Origin of the sequence: Dyadobacter tibetensis Y620-1 (assembly GCF_000566685.1) — a bacterium.
GTDB classification, from domain to species: Bacteria; Bacteroidota; Bacteroidia; order Cytophagales; family Spirosomataceae; genus Dyadobacter; species Dyadobacter tibetensis.
In genome coordinates this window covers 258,797-279,069 of sequence record NZ_AZQN01000003.1, presented here as the reverse complement: position 1 = coordinate 279,069, position 20,273 = coordinate 258,797, and the positions used below count along the sequence as shown (strand labels likewise).

At 43.5% G+C, this 20,273-nt stretch carries 17 protein-coding genes and 1 riboswitch; of the genes, 7 read left to right on the top strand and 10 right to left on the bottom strand.

The genetic code is table 11. The features are described from left to right. Positions 1 to 28: 28 nt before the first annotated feature. On the top strand, positions 29 to 2,473 hold the full coding sequence (locus X939_RS24075) for a helix-turn-helix domain-containing protein (RefSeq protein WP_025762783.1): 2,445 nt from the start codon (positions 29 to 31) through the stop codon (positions 2,471 to 2,473). On the opposite strand, the gene X939_RS0108220 is transcribed toward X939_RS24075, so the two are convergent. Both X939_RS0108220 and X939_RS0108215 read right to left on the bottom strand, forming a co-directional pair. Beyond that, positions 2,436 to 3,749, bottom strand: coding sequence for a DUF3472 domain-containing protein (locus X939_RS0108220; RefSeq protein ID WP_131694734.1), 1,314 nt, complete (start codon positions 3,747 to 3,749; stop codon positions 2,436 to 2,438). The genes X939_RS24075 and X939_RS0108220 overlap by 38 nt on opposite strands. Positions 3,750 to 3,937: 188 nt before the next feature. Beyond that, positions 3,938 to 4,441: a hypothetical protein gene (locus X939_RS0108215; RefSeq protein WP_025762781.1), complete on the bottom strand. Its 504-nt coding sequence runs from the start codon at positions 4,439 to 4,441 to the stop codon at positions 3,938 to 3,940. A gap of 254 nt (positions 4,442 to 4,695) precedes the next feature. Between X939_RS0108215 and X939_RS0108205 the strand changes: the two genes are divergently transcribed. Both X939_RS0108205 and X939_RS0108200 read left to right on the top strand, forming a co-directional pair. Continuing rightward, positions 4,696 to 6,057, top strand: a complete 1,362-nt coding sequence (locus X939_RS0108205) for a DEAD/DEAH box helicase (RefSeq protein ID WP_025762780.1) — start codon at positions 4,696 to 4,698, stop codon at positions 6,055 to 6,057. 68 nt (positions 6,058 to 6,125) lie between these two features. Then, the gene (locus X939_RS0108200) at positions 6,126 to 6,869 is read left to right on the top strand and encodes a tetratricopeptide repeat protein (protein WP_229236030.1); all 744 of its coding nucleotides are present in this window, start codon (positions 6,126 to 6,128) and stop codon (positions 6,867 to 6,869) included. A gap of 217 nt (positions 6,870 to 7,086) precedes the next feature. Here X939_RS0108200 and X939_RS0108195 read toward each other — a convergent pair whose 3' ends face one another. From X939_RS0108195 to X939_RS0108185, 3 genes are all read right to left on the bottom strand, one after another. Then, a complete protein-coding gene (locus X939_RS0108195) occupies positions 7,087 to 8,400 on the bottom strand; it encodes a WG repeat-containing protein (protein WP_025762778.1) in 1,314 nt (437 codons plus the stop codon). A 168-nt stretch (positions 8,401 to 8,568) separates the two neighbouring features. Then, the gene (locus X939_RS0108190; protein ID WP_025762777.1) at positions 8,569 to 9,660 is read right to left on the bottom strand and encodes a YncE family protein; all 1,092 of its coding nucleotides are present in this window, start codon (positions 9,658 to 9,660) and stop codon (positions 8,569 to 8,571) included. 70 nt (positions 9,661 to 9,730) lie between these two features. Continuing rightward, positions 9,731 to 11,668, bottom strand: coding sequence for a TonB-dependent receptor plug domain-containing protein (locus X939_RS0108185; protein ID WP_025762776.1), 1,938 nt, complete (start codon positions 11,666 to 11,668; stop codon positions 9,731 to 9,733). Between the two features lie 39 nt (positions 11,669 to 11,707). Continuing rightward, a riboswitch (cobalamin riboswitch) is annotated at positions 11,708 to 11,916 on the bottom strand. 69 nt (positions 11,917 to 11,985) lie between these two features. Between X939_RS0108185 and X939_RS0108180 the strand changes: the two genes are divergently transcribed. Together X939_RS0108180 and X939_RS0108175 are read left to right on the top strand one after the other, a co-directional pair. Beyond that, complete coding sequence (locus X939_RS0108180; RefSeq protein ID WP_229236029.1) at positions 11,986 to 12,927, top strand: DMT family transporter; 942 nt, start codon at positions 11,986 to 11,988, stop codon at positions 12,925 to 12,927. A gap of 90 nt (positions 12,928 to 13,017) precedes the next feature. After that, the gene (locus tag X939_RS0108175) at positions 13,018 to 13,563 is read left to right on the top strand and encodes a thioredoxin family protein (protein WP_025762774.1); all 546 of its coding nucleotides are present in this window, start codon (positions 13,018 to 13,020) and stop codon (positions 13,561 to 13,563) included. Between the two features lie 10 nt (positions 13,564 to 13,573). On the opposite strand, the gene X939_RS0108170 is transcribed toward X939_RS0108175, so the two are convergent. Continuing rightward, entirely contained in the window at positions 13,574 to 14,578 is a 1,005-nt protein-coding gene (locus X939_RS0108170) for an acyltransferase family protein (RefSeq protein WP_025762773.1), read from the bottom strand. Positions 14,579 to 14,648: 70 nt separating this feature from the next. Beyond that, the gene (prfA, locus tag X939_RS0108165) at positions 14,649 to 15,722 is read right to left on the bottom strand and encodes a peptide chain release factor 1 (protein WP_025762772.1); all 1,074 of its coding nucleotides are present in this window, start codon (positions 15,720 to 15,722) and stop codon (positions 14,649 to 14,651) included. A gap of 201 nt (positions 15,723 to 15,923) precedes the next feature. Between prfA and X939_RS0108160 the strand changes: the two genes are divergently transcribed. Continuing rightward, entirely contained in the window at positions 15,924 to 16,502 is a 579-nt protein-coding gene (locus X939_RS0108160; protein ID WP_025762771.1) for a hypothetical protein, read from the top strand. 83 nt (positions 16,503 to 16,585) lie between these two features. Here X939_RS0108160 and X939_RS0108155 read toward each other — a convergent pair whose 3' ends face one another. Together X939_RS0108155 and X939_RS0108150 are read right to left on the bottom strand one after the other, a co-directional pair. Continuing rightward, positions 16,586 to 17,476, bottom strand: a complete 891-nt coding sequence (locus X939_RS0108155) for an aldo/keto reductase (RefSeq protein WP_025762770.1) — start codon at positions 17,474 to 17,476, stop codon at positions 16,586 to 16,588. A 34-nt stretch (positions 17,477 to 17,510) separates the two neighbouring features. Next, positions 17,511 to 17,867, bottom strand: a complete 357-nt coding sequence (locus X939_RS0108150) for a hypothetical protein (protein ID WP_025762769.1) — start codon at positions 17,865 to 17,867, stop codon at positions 17,511 to 17,513. A gap of 222 nt (positions 17,868 to 18,089) precedes the next feature. Between X939_RS0108150 and X939_RS0108145 the strand changes: the two genes are divergently transcribed. Further along, the gene (locus X939_RS0108145; protein WP_025762768.1) at positions 18,090 to 18,419 is read left to right on the top strand and encodes a single-stranded DNA-binding protein; all 330 of its coding nucleotides are present in this window, start codon (positions 18,090 to 18,092) and stop codon (positions 18,417 to 18,419) included. Between the two features lie 53 nt (positions 18,420 to 18,472). Here X939_RS0108145 and X939_RS0108140 read toward each other — a convergent pair whose 3' ends face one another. Next, positions 18,473 to 19,951 (bottom strand): xylulokinase, encoded by a 1,479-nt coding sequence (locus X939_RS0108140; RefSeq protein ID WP_025762767.1) that lies wholly within the window; start codon positions 19,949 to 19,951, stop codon positions 18,473 to 18,475. Between the last annotated feature and the right edge of the window lie 322 nt (positions 19,952 to 20,273).

Genomic DNA, 20,273 nt, shown 5'->3' with positions numbered 1-20,273 from the left:
CACATTTATGTAATGCCGCAATACAAATATGACTAGCAATCCCATACTTGAACTTGCAAGGGAGTTTGTCCACTATACCAGCAAAAATATTTTTTTGACTGGCAAGGCGGGTACAGGAAAAACAACCTTTCTGCACACACTCAAAGATACCTTACCCAAACGTATGGCTATTGTGGCTCCTACTGGAGTAGCAGCGATTAATGCGGGTGGCGTAACCATCCATTCCCTATTTCAACTACCCTTTAGCCCCTACATTCCCGACGGTTTCCAAGGTCAGAACCGATTTAAATTTAACAAGGATAAAATTAATGTGCTAAAGGGACTGGATCTTTTAGTAATTGATGAAATCAGTATGGTGCGCGCCGACACATTAGATGCTATGGACGATGTGCTGCGCCACTACCGAAATCGGGAAAGCCCATTTGGTGGGGTACAGCTCCTTATGATTGGTGACTTACACCAACTCCCACCCATTGTATCCCATTCGGATTGGCAAATACTGAGAGAACATTATAAAAACCCTTATTTTTTTGAAAGTAAGGCCCTTGCTCCAACAAAACCTATTTGCATTGAACTGACTCAGATATACCGGCAAAGTGATCCCGTTTTCGTGAATCTGCTCAATCAGGTCCGAGACAATGAGCTGGATGAAGTAAGCATCCAAACGCTTAACGAACGATTCATAGCCAATTTCAAACCGGAGGATGATGAGGGCTACATAACCCTGACGACGCATAAAGCCTTCGCGCACCAGCTTAATGCTACGAAACTGGACCAGTTAGAAGGGGAAAAAATATCCTTTGAAGCCGAATACAAAGGGAACTTTCCTGCTCATAACTATCCTACTGAAGAAAGCTTGGATCTGAAAGTGGGTGCTCAGGTAATGTTTATTAAAAATGATCCGAGTCGCGAAAAACAGTATTATAATGGCAAAATTGGCAAGGTGGTCCGAATTGCTTCAGACACTATATATGTAAAATGCAAAGACCAATACTCTGAGATCGTTGTAGAAAAAGCGGAATGGCAGAATATCAAATATGTGATGAATGTCGAAACCAAAGAAATGGAAGAGCAAATCTTGGGAAGCTTCATTCAACTCCCACTCAAACTCGCCTGGGCCATTACCATTCACAAAAGTCAGGGGCTCACTTTTGAAAAGGCTATAATCGATGCGAGTGAGTCCTTTTCTCCCGGCCAGGTTTATGTGGCTCTGAGCCGTTGTAAAAGCCTGAATGGACTGGTATTGAGCAAGCCCTTCACCCAGTCCAGCGTAAAAACAGATCCACTGGTAGCCAATTTTAGTTCGAAAGTAAGGGCCCACCCGCCCAATGAACTTCAACTACAGGTAGAGAAGCAGGTATTCCAATCGGGTTTATTACAAGATCTATTCGATTTCACCCCACTGAAAAAGCCTTCCGATCAGCTGATCAAAGTAATTCAAGAGAACTTAATGGTTTTAAACAAACACGTGGTGGAAGAATTTCAAACCATTAACGATCTACTCTGGACTCAACTTTACCTGGTAGCGGATAAGTTTAAAAATCAACTTCTAGGGCTTTTAGAAGAGGCTAATGGGGTGATGGAATATCCTCAACTCAAGACGCGCATATCACAGGCATCTAAATATTTTGTGACCCAAATACAGGAAATAATTCTTCCGAGGTTAAAACTATTTCAGATTGAAACCGATAATACCGCACTTAAACAAAACATCAGCAATATGCTGGAAGCACTTCGCCATGCCCTTTATATAAAAGAAAAATGCCTGGTAGCCTCACAGCATGGTTTCGCAGCCCATACCTATTTACAAACCAAATCGAATGCTGATATTGACTACTTCACTGCTGACAGGCCCATCGTTATATCAGGCCAGGCTCCGAGGGGACAGGCCAACACTGGTTTATACCTTCGGATAAAGTCATGGCGCAATGAAAAAGCTGCCGCCTTTCAGGTGGATGATTATCAAATTCTTTCGTTAAAATGCATATCAGAACTGGCTCGCAGCCAACCCCGAAACCTGAAAGAATTGGGCAAGATTCCCGGGATTGGGAAGACAAAACTTCGCAAGTTTGGAAACGAATTATTAAACCTGATTTCTAAAAATTCAGGAGAAGATCCTCAATCGATTCTTAAAACCACGAAAAAAGCATTTACGGAAATAAAATTATCGAAAAAGAAGCCTCATCCCCGTCAGATTACTTATGAGGCGTTTATGGACGGACAATCCCCAACGGAAATTGCCCGTGCCAGAAAGCTCAGTATGACGGCAGTAGAGTCACATTTGCTCTACTATATTTCTACCGGACATCTGAACGCCTTCAGCCTTTTCCCTCCCGAAAAAATAAACCCTATACTGGATTACTGTAGATCGCACCACACCTTGTCAGCCACTGAGGTGAGACGCGCTTTAGGTGACGAATTTTCCTATGCGCAGATCAGGGCTGCCTTGCAGCATCTTCAGACAAACGGCTGACCGCCTCCAGATCTATTTGAGGAGCCACACCAAGCTCTTCCCTTTTGAATTGAGCATTGATGGGGGTAAAATTATCAAAGAAGCCACAGTTTTTCAAGTAAAATGAACGTTGATTACTCCCTCCCGCATAGTCCATGCGGTACCCTTTTCGGGCAGTGGCATCGGCTGTAAACTTAGCTTGGGTAAGTTCTACCCAGGATCCGGAAGCAGGCTTCACCCATTGATTCCCAAAATGAACCTGTCGGGTGACATTTCCTTTTTCTGGAATAAAATTCTCTAAAAAGGAATGCAGGCGCTTCAGGTAGGTGTCTGTCTCGGGCCGTCTAAAACTAGCGATTAGTGACCATTTCTGAGTCTCAGGAGCAAAGAAATAAGCGGTATATGTAGTCGTCTTATTTGAAGTAGGTACTCCCTTAAGTAAGAAACGATAAGTTTTACCCGCTTTCCAATTGTATTTCAGGTAACTCTGCCCACCTGAACCCTCGTTGCCAAATTCGCCGGTGTGAACTTGATCTCCTTTGGACAATAGGACAATGCGTTTGCCCTCGGGAATCGATTTGGGATCGTCAGTTTGAAAGGGGCTCCATACGGAAAATAATATACGGCGCTCGGAATCGGAGTTGACCTGCATACCAAAATACCCTTCTGCAAAGCCATTAGCCATAAAATAGGAACCTACAATATCCTGACCTTCAGGCACTGTAACTTCATTATAAAACCATTCTATGGGTGCCTCTGGCACGGAATAGTTAAGATGAACTGAGGGGCCTCTACGTCCCCAGTGAAAGTAATTATCCTTATTATTTTGCACATAACAGGCCTGAGGATTTACGGCCTCTCCATCGGCAATGATGGAATACACTTCAGCATAATTACCCCCCGTTTTACTGACGCCCTGAAGGGAGATTTTAACATAACCGGTATCCGCAATGGACCATTCACCTAGGGCACAATAGCCATCACCAGACTTTATTAAATTCACCAATTTAGACTGGTCTCCTAGACGGATGTTAATTCGACTATCTCCCTGAGCTTGGGCATTAAGAAATAAATTCACCTTCCCGGTTTTGGCAAAGCGGATATAACTGTCAATGACATCGTTGGGACTTGCCCAGTTAACGAGTCCTTTGGAAGAGATAGTTGCTTGGCCTCCTGTGCGTACATAGGCATTTCCGCCCATGGGGATATGTATCCGCCCTTCACGCTTTTGAAGCGTGTCCACAGTAGTAGATGTATCCTTAGCCATACAGCCGTGAATCACTAGTATGAAGGACATAAGGAGAAAGGAAAAGTTAAGTTTCATAGGAATAGTTATGTTTTAGGAATCAGGTTTCGTGAATAACACGAAGGAGCCAATTTATGAAATATTTAGGCAACCGAAAAAACCATTGCCTTTAAGGCAAAAAATGGCTCCACTTTATCAATGGAACCATTTTTTTATGATTGAACCTTAATACAATGAATTTACTTATCCAGCAAGGCATTACGCTTATTTATAATGGCCTCACGAGTCTTTTGTAACTTAGCTTTTTGAATGGCCGAAGCGTTGGCTATCTCTTGATCCAGGCGCTTAATTTCCTTATCGAAGGCATCGTATTGGTTTTTAGCTGACTGATCCAGCCTGGCTACCTTTTCCTGAACAGACTTTGAGGCATCTTTTACGCCGCTGGCAACCTTACCTCCCGCCTCTTTGACATTATCTGCAACTTTTTCAGAGGCATTTTTCACGCCTGAGATCAACCCTTTGGAGGCATCTTTCACGTCTCCGGCAACATCTTGTGTCGTTTCTTTTACGTCTGAGGCCACATCCATGGTGGCATCTTTCATTTTTGTTCCGGCATCTTCTACATCGGCCATTGCCGAGGCAGCAGCCTCATTGGCCTCTTCTTTGGTATTTTTAGAGCAAGACGAGAAGGTCATTACAGAAGCCAATAACAGAACGCTGAAATTTAAAATTGATTTTTTCATTCTTTTGGATGTTAAGTGTGTTTCAAATCAAAATGGTAAGAAGTACCTTACTGTTTAGATGATAAAAAATGGAAAGGTCACCAAAGAGCGGCAATTTAGTATGCTAGTTCCTCAGAAAAAATTCAAAAAATCACGTACAAACGGCTTGTCATATTGGATGCTCCTATTGAAAATATGGGATTGGACAGGAATAATCCTTTCGAAGAAGAATACCGGGCAGGACTAGACAGTAATACTTTTTGTACCTTTGTATCATGCAGACAACGCAGATTACCTTTGAAGATTTTAAGCTCAACCGTCAACTTCTCAATGCGATAGAAGAGGCGGGATATAGCAAGCCCACGCCCATTCAGGAGCAGGCCATCCCCCTTATTCAGGCGGGTCATGACGTTTTAGGAATAGCCCAAACGGGTACAGGCAAGACCGCAGCGTATTCGCTTCCTTTGTTAATGAAGATTAAATATGCTCAGGGTGTGCATGCCAGGGCCCTTATTCTGGCACCTACCCGAGAACTGGTCATGCAGATTACCTCTGCCATCAAGCAGTTTAGCCAATACACCGATATTCGCACCGTGGCGCTGTTTGGTGGAGTCGGCACCAAGGCGCAGATAGAAGGAATAGAAAGTGGGGTAGATATTATCGTGGCTACGCCGGGGCGCTTTATGGATTTATACCTGAAAGAAATTGTTGTTGTAAAACATCTTACAACCCTGGTTCTGGACGAAGCCGACAAAATGATGGACATGGGCTTTATGCCACAGATCCGCAGAATGCTGGAAATTGTGCCCCGCAAAAGACAGAACCTGTTATTCTCAGCCACCTTTGCCGACAAGGTGGAGAGGCTCTCTTTCGAATTCCTAGAGTTCCCTACCCGAATAGAAGTGACCCCCCAAGCCACGGCTGCAGAAATGGTAGAACAGGTCCTCTATGAGCTCCCCAACTTTGGCACCAAAATAAACTTGCTGACCTATCTCCTACAGAGCTCTGATGAATTTAAGCGTGTGCTAATTTTCACACGGAGTCGGGAAATTGCTGGCTTTGTTTATAAATACCTTTTAAGGAAGGTAGTTCCGGAAGAAGAGATAAGAGTAATACATGCTAATAAGGGGCAAAATACACGTACCAATGCTATGGAGGCATTCAAAGAAGGCTCGGTACGCGTGCTTGTCGCCACAGATGTGGCCTCCCGCGGAATTGATATTACCGAAGTGAGCCATGTATTTAATTTCGACGTGCCCTTGATTTATGAAGATTATGTGCACCGGATTGGCCGAACCGGCCGTGCAAACAATATTGGGAAAGCCATAACGTTTATGACCATGGCAGACGCTTATCATATTCGCAAAATCGAAAAAATCATCAGAACAGAGATTCCCCAAAAGCCGCTACCTGCTGATCTGGAGATTCTGACTACTCCAAAGCCTGAACAGCAGGAAATGCTTCGGGAAATTGATGCACAAAAACGAAAAGAAGACCCTACTTTTCTGGGAGCTTTTCATGAGAAAAAGAAAATATATCCCACCAGAATCAAGCCAGAGAAAAAGGGTCAGAAAGAAGGCAGAAGAGGTTCCGGAACAGGCTCAGGCAAGGGATCGAGCAGAAGTAAAAGAAGATAATACAATACATTTTCAATATTTACGTTTAAATTGGACAATAGAAACCCATTTCCCCTTTAAGTATAAACATGAAAAAATCTATTGTTTTTTGGTTGTTCCTTTCTTCTCCGGTAATTGGCTTCGGTCAGATAAACCATCTGGCTAGCGCCAGTGCACCGGTAACCGACACGAACATCGCCCAAAAACGTCCCTTGTCTCTCCAAGAAAAAAGAATACTACCCCTTTTTGGAGACGGCAACAAGACATCGGAGCAGATCGATGAAGAAATTCGATTTTTAAGTAATTGTGACAAATCCTTTACCTCACGAGGAGAAGCAAGCAGTTTTTTTGCTACCCGGGCCTGGGAATACCTGCAGGAAGGCTCCCTGGATACTGCGTGTTATCGGTTTAACCTGGCCCATTTGCTTGACGACAAAAATGTCGAAGCCTATTGGGGTCTCGGAGTGGTAAGCTTTCAGCGTGAAGACTGGGTAGAAGCTAAAGAAATGTTGAGTCGAGGCGTGAACTTGCAGTCTGATAATGTAGCCCTATTGGTAGACTTATCAACGGTAGACCTTAAACTGTACGGAATAACCAATAGAAGGGAAGAGCTGAACGAGGCCAAACGCCTGCTCGACCATGCTATTGGTATTGACTCCACCTATGCCTTAGGCCAATATAACCAGGCCATGGTGCATTACAATCTGGATCAGCCTGAGAAGTCCTGGGAACACCTTCATAAAGGCAGGGTTCTGGATTTCAGTCAACTCAATCTGGAGTTTGTCAACATGCTAAAAACCCGAATGCCTGATCCGCAGGGATTTTTCAAGTAAAAGATAGCTTTTAATAGTAAAAGGGTCGGGGCCTGATCATTAATGACCAGGCCCCGACCCTTTTACTATTTATACATCACTCCAACTAAATCTAGAGAACGTCCTGATGATTAAGCTGGAGCAGCATCAAATCATGAAGCCGAAATACATTTATGACAGAAACAAATGGAAAATAGCCCCTGGTTCACAGCAAAGCATTTTAGTCATATAGCCCGTATCAAGGCACTTTTCGCTCCCGACGCCTCTGTCCGAGCCGAAAAAAGGTGTTGTTCAAATAGATGAACAAAAACAATGCTAGCATTATAAATAGCACTTTCCATTTATAATTAAACCCAGCGAAGCTTTCAGTACCTGATGTAGTAATTTCGTACTTTATTCCATAGCGCTCGGCCAATGTCGTTTCCTTATCAAAGGGCAAAGCTTCCTCGTAATGAAACGGGGTAATAGGTTCTCCTTTGATGTTGATATAGCCGTATTTATTCCCGACCCGCACCATGGAAATGCCATTATTATAATACGAAGCGAAGTCATAAATCAAGGGAGTGCGTACCTTTCCCTTTTTGTCGATATGGCCGAATTTTCCGTTAATAGCCACTGCCGATCGATCCTCCCCTGTAAAGCCGGTTGCTTCGTCATAGATAAAAGGGATCCGGGTGTCGCCCTTCCGATCGATACAACCCCATTTCCCCTCCTTTTTAGCCCAGAACAAACCCGCTGTAGGCTTTCGCGTGTCCGTAAATACGAATGGTGCAACTATTTCTCCGGTATACCGATCCATATAGCCAAACTTATCTCCGTATTGGATACGCTCTAATCCTTGTCCCGAAAATTCGTACTCCGGATCGATTCCATCTAAAGCAACCGGAATTCGTAGTACCAAGTCTTTACTGATAATTCCATATTTACCCTTATACAAAAAATGGTATACCCCTTCAGACTCCTTGATCTCTTGCTCAATAAATGGACTGAAATTCCAGTTTAACAGGAAGATTTCCTTATTTTTCCACCAGATCAGATCCTCTTTCGTATCCTGGTTACACACATAGTCGACAGTAGCTTTGGATTTGAGAAAATCATTTTTAAAGTGATGAACCGGGACTGTAAAAAACTCCTTTCCTGTAGAGTCAATATAGGCGATGCCATACTGTTCGCCCGCATCATAAATAACCCAGGTTTTACGACTTCTGAATCGGTCGGTAGCCAAATAAACGGCAGGGACGATCACCTTTCCCCTTTTATCAATAAAGCCATGATAGCCCTGCTTGTTCTGGTAACCCTCTTTAGGTACAAATTCCGCCAGTCCCTCGGAAAAAGGGCCGATATCCCGATATGCCGGTGTGAGCTTTCGTCCTTGCTGATCTACCAGATAAGTATCGTACTGGGTGCAAGGAATCTGAATCTTTTTTACGACAAACACTTCTCCATACCGTATATGACTGGTATATTCATTTAACCAAGCCTGTGCCTGTGAACGAGGGGCTAGCAAGAGGAATGTAAGATAGACAAGGAGGATTTTTTTATAAAAAGACATATGAGGATATGCAAACAATCGGCTTTTAGTAGTTCAAAACGGAATATACTAACAAAAATCACTCCTGTCAAAATCTGAACAGCTTTCAAAATAACCACGGCAATAACAAACAAAACGGCTCCTCAAACCAGGAGGTTTGGGAGCCGTTCACGAGTATTTTAACAGACCTTATTTGAATACAAATCCAGATGGAGCAATTCCCACTTTTACGGAATCGACCAGGCTACCATCAGCCCGGTAACGAATTGCATATCCTCCCTGAGCATAGGATGGAGTAATACCTCCATAGATCAATCCTTGTTGCGGATCGATTCCAAGGCCTGTAAAAGCTCTATTAATTAATGGCTTGGATAGGTCTACTTGAGTTGCGGCCACCGGATATTGGTATGTCTGTCCTAAACTCACTCCATTAGCATCATAATAGGACAGCGTAAAATAGATACTTTTCTTGTCTTTACTCATTACAGGATGCCCGATTGACTTGCTTCCATCGGTACTTACGGCCACTGTTTTCAGAACCTGAAGACTAGTCGCATCCAGTTGAATGAATTTGAGTCCTGCCTGCACCCACAGCATTCCGGAATCGTCCATACCTACAACACGAGGCGACGTTTCCATTTCGACCTGTTTTACGATCGCATTGGTGGCTGTATTAATCATAGTAAGGGTATTGACACCACTATAATTGACTGTACCCAAATAAATCATTCCATTGATATATACCATCTCCTCAACGCCTTTAGGAACCGCAATACGCTTGGTAACCTGATTGGTGGTGAGGTCTATAACGGCAACGTAACCCTCAGAAATAAAGAAGTTCGGATAGTTCCCTGTAGCGCCCCAGCAAGACACGTAGGCTTTGTTACCATTGATAGCGACCACTTCCCTTGGATTTTCGATTTCCGGACTACCAATGGTAGCGATGGATTCGAGGGTATTGGCATCGACAATTTCAATTTTATCCATGGAGGCCGCCGAATTGTCTACTAATATTAATCCCACCTCTCCTGCAATCGCATATCCTTGTATTCCACCTTTGAGGCTAACGTTATTCACTGTTTTGAACACGTCGGCGTCGGCAGTAGCATCTTCTCTTCTAAAAAAAGATAGTGACCCATTATTGCTGCTGAAGTTGCCCTCATTGATTACAAACACGCCTTGGGCATAATCGCCTTTGGGCTTTGGTTCGCTTTGGTTACAAGACCAGGTCCCCAAAAGTAGAGTTCCCAATGCCCCTATACTTAATATTTGCTTCTTCATTGTAAGTAGGTAATTATTCATATTAAAATGCAAAAAAAATAAAATTTTAGTCCTTATCTCAATCCATGGCTTATTCAGACTTCTTTTCCTTATTTATATTCGGTAATTCAAACGTTAAACTCAGCGCATAATTACGCCCAGGCATGGCATTATTGCGAACATTAAGATAATAGGTGTTGCTCAGATTATTGATCTGCATCTGCACGCCAAGCCACATTTGACCTAGGGAGAATTTTGTAGACCCAATAACGTTAATCAGGCCATACCCTGGCAGGAAATCTGTATTATCAAATGTAGTATACTGCCTGGAAGCAGCCTTATAATACACGGTCAGACGTGTTAGTTTGGATTGTAAATAAGCACTTAAATGGGCCTGATGACGGGGCACAAACATCAATTGTTTACCCACCACATCACCGCTATAGGCGTCGTAGGCCTTTTCCTGTGTGCTATGGGTATAAGCATATCCACCAGTCGCACCCAAAGCCCAATTATCCATTTGCCACTTCCAGTCGGCATCGAGTTCTATGCCTTGGGCTAGAACTTGCTGTAGATTTTCCACAAAATACCGCTTGGATGGATTCCAATAGGTCCAGTCCTTTACCCTATTATGGTACAGGGATATGGAGGTAGTGAATTGTTGATTTCCCCTAAATGACGCCCTACTTTCCAGGCCTACTTCTTTATTCCATCCTGCTTCCGGGCGGATGTCAGGATTTCCTATCTCCGACCAGTATCGCTCATTTAGCGTTGGCACCCGATAACTCTTACTGACATTTCCCTTGAGACTCAGGCTATGTCGCTCCTGCCGGAGTAAATGATAGTCAACACCCAGCGAAGGAGTGAGGGGAGGGCTGTAGCGGGTGATATACGCTTTGCGCAAGTTCAGCGCCAGCACCATCCTTTCAGTGGCCTGCATGCGGGTTAGCAAGAAAAGATCTCCCCGGTTTTCTGTTATCAGAGGGTCTGAATAATTTTCCAATCGTGCTCGGTAATGCGTAAATTCCCCACCCAGCATAGTATTCAGGAAACGGCCATTTCCCAAATTCCACCGGTATTCATACACCAATCGATTGGCGAGGCGATCCACCTCGGAATGTTCCAAATCTACCAGCGCACCCTTTCCGTAATCGGTAAGATCGCGTACCCAGGCAGCGCTTGCCACCAGGTTGGCCCATCTGTATTTTAACATGGCTCTATAAGCTGTTATGCTCGTAAATTCCCGGCCCGCAGTATCTTTTGGAACTAGGGTGATTTGGTTGTCCGTAATCCATAGGTGAGCAGATACTTCTTGTTGGTTATCCGACAGGAAATACAGATCTTGAACTAACCCGTTTTGTTTAGTGTGAGTAGGCAGCAAGGCAGTACCTTGTCTTTCGCTGTAGGGATAGTCGTTTGGAATAAGCGTATGATATAATGCGGTTTTGCCTGCTAACCTCCATTTTTGTGACAACTGGGATGCATATCGACCAGCCAGCTGTGCCGACCGGTTATCGAAACTAGCCTGTCTGTAGCCCACTTTTAAATCGGAACCAAGGGAGGGGATTTCACTATCCAATAATATGCTTCCACCCACCGCATCGGAGCCCACTAAGCTGGCTGAAGATCCATATTGAATACGCATGGCATCGAAGGCTACAACTGGTATCGTAGAAAAATCGGTTTGTCCTAAACTAGGAGCATTGATATTGAGCCCATTCCATAATACTGCCGTATGATTGGCAGAAGTACCTCTGAAGGAAACCGTGCTCAATTGTCCAGGGCCGTAATTACGAAAGGCAAGATTGGATTGAGCACCTAATAAATCTACCAGATTTTGAAAGCCATACTGGGCCAAACTGGCAGAATCGAGGCGCTGAACTTTCAGGCCTGCCATGTAATGTTGTGCACCGAAGCCTTTTACCAGTAAGGGCTCCAGAAGTAACGAATCTGTCTGCGCCAGAGCTCGGCCCGACAATAGTAGAACCGGCAACCAAATATTTCTAAAAAAGAGCTTTAAACTGTGCATATATTCAACTGTATATCAATGCTTTTCCTCCGAAAGATTGAAAACAACATACCCTTGGCAGGTCTCCTGACTTATCCTCTCCTTCCCCCGGCCTTCCCATTTCGAACCTGATGAAACAGTGGCTATGAAGTAGTGGGTAGTAGAAATTAGATTTACAGTTGCGGGGACAGCTCCCGATCTTCCCGGGATTCCCTATTAAGCCTCAAACCACACGATGTGGCTATGGCACCAAAGTGATGCAAAGATAATGAAATTAAAATGGGTTTCTCTTTAACGTTTTTGGGCAAGATCAAAATCTAATAGCTAAAATATTACCTTTGCACAAAAAAAGTATCTTGCTAACTGCCTTAGCCAAACGGCTTTCACTCCCACATCAACAGAAAGGTATCCAACTTATGTTGGGCGCCACCTTGTTTTTTGCCTTGACCTCGGGCCTTTCCAAATGGCTGGGTCGGCATTTCCCTACCCTAGAGTTGGTATTCTTTCGGAACGTAGTGGGTGTCCTATTTATTGGCTACAGCATCTGGAAGCGACCCCTTCAACAAAAATCAGGAGGCAAGCTAGGTCTACTCGTATTTAGAGGCGTGGTAGGAACCCTTTCCCTTTATATGCTTTTTTATTCTATTCAAGTCCTGGGTCTGGGTCGAGCCTCCACCTACCAATACACCTATCCTATTTTTTTGGCCTTGCTATCCTGGTTGCTCTTAGGGGAAAAACTCCGTTTCCAGGAATGGCTTGCCATCGGAATAGGTTTTCTGGGGATACTCTTCGTATTTCGTCCCGATCTCGACATGTCCGTTCACGATCATGCCCTGGGCCTAGGGGTGGCCATTCTTACAGCCGTTTCCTACCTCTCCATTCGACATCTGGGGCATCATTACGACGTAAGGGCTATTATTCTTTCCTTTATGCTCAGTGGGATAATTATGCCTCTGGCTTCTATGGCCGGTGGAGAATTATTTCCGGAAATCACCGACAACTTCCTCATCGGTCGATTTATATTGCCCCTTAGCCCTTATCATTGGTTGGGATTTCTGGCCCTAGGACTAACGGCATTAATCGGCCAAAAGATGCTGACTGAATCTTTTACTTATGACAAAGCCGGGCGCATCGCTGCCATTGGCTATTCCAATATTCTATTTTCTTCCGTTCTGGGTATCATAATGGGTGAGGCATTCCCCTCTTTCCCTATGCTGATCGGCATGTTACTCATTATTATGGGAGGTGTTTTGATTGCCCTTTCAAAAGCATCCAAATAGGATAAGTATTTCCAGGTATAACAGAGTGGCAATTGTTTCGTTATGAAACTTATATCGGAATAGGAGCTGTTATTCCTTAAAATACCCGTTATGAATATATATATAAAAGGTCTCTTACTGACCTCCATAGGTTTTCTCTTTCTGGCAAGCCATCCGTCTCAAGCTCAAAAATCGGAAGCTATTAATTGGTTGACGATAGAAGAGGCATATAAAAAAATTCAGACGGAACCTCGCAAGGTTCTCATAGACATATATACTGACTGGTGTGGCTGGTGTAAGGTCATGGATCGGGAGACTTTCCGAAATCCTGACGTTGTCCAATATATCAATAAAAATTATTACGCGGTAAAGCTTAATGCAGAACAAAAAGAAGCCATCGTCTTAGGTAATACCGAATTTTCCTACGATGCGGCCAATCGCACACATCAACTAGCCCTTTCACTTACCAACAATCGGCCTAGTTACCCCACAACGGTCTTCCTTGACGATCAGTTTCAGATGATTCAACCCTTACCAGGCTATATGAAGGCCAGAGAATTTCATGAAGTAATCACCTTTTTTGGTGAAGGCTACCATAAAAAGGAAGCCTTTGAAACTTACCAAAAAACAACTTATAGGAAGATTATTGGCAAGTAGAGTTTCCAATTTACAATGGAACTTCCGGACTAGGCTCCTTAGAGGTATAGCTCATGTTTTGAGAAATTTTCTTAAAGGGTTGCTCGAGAATCAAATAGTAGTAGTAAGCCGCAATAACCGAAATTGCCAAAGCTACAACCACCATAGTATAGCGTATCAGTTCAGACTCAACAAATCGTTGGGTCAAACTTATCACCCGGAGGCCTATTGGAAAGTGTAATAGATAAAGTGAGTAGGAAAGATTGCCAAAGAAACTACCCCAGCCGGAAGGATTAAGAGGTAATATAATAAAAATTATGGCCAATAAAGATACGATAAACTCAACATAAGTGTACTGATAAAAACAGTACGATGATAGCACAAAAATCCAAAAAAGCAGTCCGTTCACACTCAAGGCATGCCAATAGTATCTATATATTATTATTCCTATGCTGAAATACAAAGAGAAATTAAACACATAATTTCTATCGAAATAGAAAGAGAGCGCATTGAAAATGACCAATGTAACCCCCCAAACAGAAGACTTAGGGTGACTAATGAGGGGGAATATCAGGGCAATAAGTAGGTAATATTGAAATTCAATAGCAAGGGTCCAAAAAACCGGATTTAACCAGTCCATTCCGAGCAACCCGTTCATATAACCAATATGAGAAATCAATTGGACAAGATTTATTGAAAACGGCAAACCGACATAAAATGGACTAAGGGTTGTCATGTAATTGAGAACCAAACAAAGCAGAACACAGACCAGATATGGAGGTTCAATTCGAATAAATCGTTTTTTTAAAAATATTGGCAATTGCTTCCAATTATAGTGGCCTTTACTCATTGAAAAAGGTATGACAAAGCCCGAAATTATAAAGAAGACTTCTACACCATAATGTCCAAAATTAAAGACCTTTTTCACTAGGTCATCCAGAGCTAAATAGTCGAGTTTATCAGTAAAATGAAATAAACATACGGCAACAGCAGCAATACCTCTCAAATAATCGAGAGAATGGAAATAAGACCTCATGAAGAATACATTATCATTTTTTGTAACAATCTAGAATGTATAGTCTCTCACATGGAGAGACTATACATTGCTATACAGTCTCCCCCTCCTGCATGCGTTCGGCATTTTCTGCTATACGGAGCCTTTCAATAAAGTCCGCAATATCTCCTTCCATTACCGCCGGAAGATTATAAACGGTGTGCCCAATACGGTGATCGGTAATCCGGCTTTGAGGGTAATTATAGGTCCTTATCTTATCGGAACGGTCGCCACTTCCTACCATGGACTTACGCTGGGAACTTACCGCATCGTTGTGTTTTTTTAATTCAATTTCATAGAGTCGCGAACGCAGTACACTGAGTGCACGATCTTTATTTTTAAGCTGGGACCGCTCATCCTGGCAGCTCACCACCAACCCCGAAGGAATATGTGTAAGCCGGACTGCCGAATAGGTGGTATTTACCGACTGTCCACCTGCACCGGAGGACATAAAGGTATCGATACGCACGTCGTTCATGTTAATCTGAACGTCCACTTCTTCGGCTTCGGGAAGCACTGCTACGGAAGCAGCCGAGGTGTGGATCCGCCCTTGCGACTCGGTCTGAGGCACGCGTTGAACCCGGTGAACCCCAGACTCAAATTTCATCTTACCATATACATCCTCTCCCTCTACCTTACAGATTATTTCCTTATAGCCTCCATTGGTACCCTCTGTATAGTCTAAAACTGATGCACGCCATCCCATTTTTTCAAAAAAGCGTTGATACATCCGAAACAGATCACCAGCAAAAATGGCTGCTTCATCTCCACCTGTACCCCCACGTATCTCTAGAATCACATTCCGGCTGTCGTTAGGATCCTTAGGAATAAGCAATTCTTTTATGGTTGACTCCATCTCCTCCAGCTTTGGTAGCAGTTCATCCAGCTCTTCCTTAGCCATTTCCCTTAGCTCTTCATCCTTTTCTGTAGCTACCAGTTCTTTATTCCCTGCAATCTCCTTTTGAAGTTTGAGGTAGGCTGCGTATTGTTCCACAATTTTGCCCAAATCTTTATATTCCTTACTCAGCTTGGAGTACCGATTGGAGTCGGTAACGACTTCGGGCTGACTGATTTGCTGCGAAACCTCTTCAAAACGTTCTTTAATCGCCTCTAATTTATCTATCATCTGCTCTTTATTTCTATATACTCTTCTAATGGAAGAACAAAGATAGTTATAATTCACTTTTTATTTCAGCGCCTGGTCAAGGTCCGGAATCGGCACCGGCATACAGTCCTCAAATCTCCTCATTTTACTAGGGGATATATTAAGGAATTCCTTTTATTGCTTTGTATACTTGCACTGTATTAATCAATATTACCAGCATCCATGAAAAACCTATCACTTGCACTCGTCTTTATGTTCCTGTTGGTCTCATGTAATTCAAAGAGGCTGGACAATACAAAAGAACTTAGCAGGGAAATTAAGGCCAGCCAGATCAAGCGGGTCACCAATACGCAATTGATTTACACCGTAGATGAGTGGGGAAAAAAAATCGTGCAAATAGCGCAGAAAGCTTTAGAAAAAGAGATCAACGCTCATCCCGATCGCACAGAATCCCTATGCGCCGACCTCAGCAGCATACCCGTTTTGGCCGCCTTGGAGAAAGAATATGGGGTAAGAATAGCCTTGCTGGGAGCGGCTGATGCTGACAACCCCGCCCTTCAGCCCAAGGAAGTCGAGCTGCTTAAGGCCTATCAATACAGTGCCGCCCATAACCCTACAGACAAAGATAATATTCAAACACTGGGAGATTCTCTAATCGTCTACAACGCCCCGGTCCCTACCGACCACTATATCTGTAAAGCCTGCATGGCACATTCAGACCCACCCTTCGCACTATGGCGCTTGCTATTCGACAAAAAGCAGATTATCCGAAAATTGGACGCGAAGCAGCTTAAGGACTAGTCCCAGTAACTTTTACACCAGGTCCAGAAAATAAAAGAGCCCTCATCTCTCAATCGAAATAAGGGCTCTTTCCAGCTATTCTATCAAATCAGATCTGGCTTTTTCCTAGCCAAATGGTAAATCTCATACCAATCCTGATGATCCAATTGAATTTCGGAGGCACTGGCAGCATTTCTGATTCTATTTTCAGACATAGAACCTATAATGGGTAAAGTACCCAATTTCATCAGCCAGGCAACGGCCATTTGCTCACTATTCGCATTGTATTTCTCGCCCAACTGTTCGAGTTTTGAACGCAGAAGTACAGTTCTCTCTTCCGTTCCATTTAGGATCTTCCCTCCGGCCAATGGAGCCCAGGCCAGGGGTTTGCTAAAACTCTGCTTTATAAAATCGATGCGCCCATCATCGATGGCAGAGGTATTCATTAAGTTAAGCTCAATATGGTTGGTTACTATGGGGAGTCGTAGGTAGGATGCCAAAAGCTGATGTTGGAACACCGAAAAATTGGTAACACCAATATGCCTTGCCTTTCCCGATTTTACGATTTCAGACAGTGCCCCTGCCGTCTCCTCCGGATCGGCCAGAAAATCGCTTTGTTGTAAAAGAAAAATATCTAGATAGTCGGTATTGAGACGTTTTAGGGAACCCTCTACACTATTTCGTATATGCTCGGCGGAGGTATCGTAATAATGAAAGCGACCAGAGTCAGATTTACGTATTCCACATTTACTGAATAACACCAAATCCTGCCGGTTTACCGCTTTCTTCTGAATGAGTTTTCCGAAATGAGTCTCTACCGTAAAATCGCCATAAATGTCTGCATGATCGAAGGTGTTTACACCCAGTTCCAAACAGAGATTAACTGTTTTTTCTATCTTATTGGTGGTTTCTGCCCCCTCATCTGTCCATCTCCAAAAACCATAAATCGCTTCAGAAACCTTAGGTCCCGAATCGCTTAGATTAACTTTTTTCATCACTAAGAAGTTTGTATTGAGTCGTAAAATTACCCTATTTTTCTAATCTTTTATCCCGCACCACCAAATAGAAGTCATTTTCCAAAGCCAGATAGCCATAATCATATACAAAATGGTAAACCGAACCTTTCTGAGTAGTTCTCAAATGGGTCATCAGGTTGAAGTCGAAGCCCTTCGAAAGCAATATCGTTTTGGGTAGGGTAGCTTTGTCCTCAGGGCAGGCTTCTTCGAGGATTCGTCGGTTTTTTCGTAGCTGGTTGTTCATATTGCGCATAAGGTTATGGGCATCCGAGTTAAGTCGGTTATTAAAGCTATTACGGCACATATCCGAACAAAACTTCTTATCCACCCTACCCATCAAAGGCTTTCCACACTCCAGGCATTGACTCATCTCTCCTACTTTTATTTGGAAAAACACATCATATTATTTTGCAATATAAACATTCTCCCTATTCTTTTTATGTGGAGCATTAACCATTTGCAAATGCTTACAAATGTTTATAGATGACTGTAAATGCTTAAAAACCGAATCGAGTGCAACCAATCGCCCAACTTTGTATCGTTAGCCACTGAATATCATGGCGCAATTATTCCATCTTAAACATATACGATCATGAACACGGTCAAATTAATCGGGTATACGGGGAAAGAAATTGTTTTCAAGGACCTCAGCACTGGTAAGGTTGCCAATTTTTCATTGGCTACCCAGGAGATTTATACTAGTAAGGATAAAGAAGTAACTAAGCACTCGACCTGGCATCATATTGTTGCCTACCGCAAGATGGCGGAACGCTGCAATGAGTTATTTGAAGTGGGCAAACACCTTTCTATAGAAGGACAAATCCGATACCGGGAATATCAGAACAAGGACCAGATTACCGTAAAAATTACGGAGATAGTGGTCAACAAAGTAGAGGAAGTTGTGGCGGCGGCACAGGAATGAAGGCCGTTGGATAAGGGAAACGAGGCTGATAACCCGTTTCCCTTATCTATCCTTTAATCCAAAAGGGCCCGCTTCCAGTTTTGGTAAGCCTGTTGGGTTGCCTCCACCTGAACCATATCAGGCTCAATCGTCTTCAGAGCGGCGAGGCCAACGAAGGCTTCCGCTCTATTTTTGTAGTAACCAAGTCCAAAGCCCGCCGCCCGGGCGGCTCCTTGCGCACCATCCGTATTATAAAGCTCAACAGTGGCACCCGATACATTGGCAAATGTTTCTCTGAATAAGGGACTTAAGAACATATTGGCCTCGCCGGCACGAATATTCTTCAGGGATACACCCACGGTTTCCATAATCTCCATTCCGTAATACAAGGCAAAGACAATGCCTTCCTGAGCCGCACGTGTCCAGTGAGCCATGGTATGCCGGCTAAACTGTAATCCCTTAAACTGTGCTCCCGGATCCTGATTTTCTAACATCCGCTCGGCTCCATTCCCAAAGGGTAAACAAAGTAGTCCATCGCTGCCAACCGGAGCTTGAGCCGCAACTTCGTTCATGGCCGGATAGGAGATACCGCCCTGCAACAGGGTATTGCGAAGCCAGCCGTTAAGACTACCCGTCCCGTTAACACATAATAATACCCCATAGCGAGCTGCCTCTGAAATAGGGTTTACATGAAGAAAAGTATTTACCCGTGATTTAGGGTCAAATTTTATCTGATCGCTTACGCCATATACAACACCCGAGGTTCCGGCTGTGGCAGCTACTTCCCCGGGTTCAAGCACATTTAAGGAAAAGGCATTATTGGGCTGATCTCCAGCCCGATAGGTAATGGGTATCCCTGCCGACAGTCCCATAGACTTGGCAGCCGATTCGGTAAGGCGGCCTTGCTCAGAAAAGGTCGGTAATATGGTAGGAAGTAGCTCACTGGAAAACCCAAAATACTCCATCAGAAAATCAGCAGGCTGTTGCTTTACAAAATCCCAAAAGATTCCTTCTGATAATCCGGACGGAGTAGTAACTACCTCCCCAGTCATGCGAGCCGCCAGATAATCGCCAGGCAACATAAACCGATGTACCTGTGCATAGATTCCCGGCTCATTCCGCTTCACCCAGCCTAGTTTGGAGGCAGTAAAATTTCCTGGAGAATTCAGGAGTCTGGGCAATACAAAGTCTGCACCCAGAGCCTCCATGGCTTCATTACCTGTTTCTACTGCACGACTATCGCACCAAATAATAGAAGGCCGTAAAACATTTAAATCCTTATCTACCACCACCAGGCCATGCATTTGATAAGAAATTCCGATGGCCCCTATTTTATTGGCCTTTACTCCCGACTTACGAATCACTTCCTGCGATGCCAGACAGGCATTTTCCCACCATGCCTCAGGTTGCTGCTCAGCAAAACCGGTCTGGGGAGCCGCAATAGGCATTTCTTTTTCTGGGAAAAAAGCCGTCGCAACTGCTTGGCCGGTATCGGCATGCATCAAACATGCTTTCACTGAGGAACTGCCTAAATCAAATCCGAGAAAATACATATTAAAAATTGTGAAATACTATAGATAGAACTAGATTAATACAAGGTCTTACAAAGTTGACGAAATTTTTGCAGACTAGCGCAGCTTTTTAAGTGTTATTTTAACACTTAAAATAACACGCAGGCAATCTGATTGGTTTCTGTTTCTGGAAAAATTCAACAATTCCAAAGAGAAAGCCGTGTTGGCTTCAGGAAAGGCGAATCAATTCCATTTTTTCAATATTTGCAAAATCATAAATTGAATTCTTCGAACCAATGATACCTTTTTAGCGTCTAAAATATGTTAACTTTATTTTGCATATTCCTTCGGGGATAAATTTCTT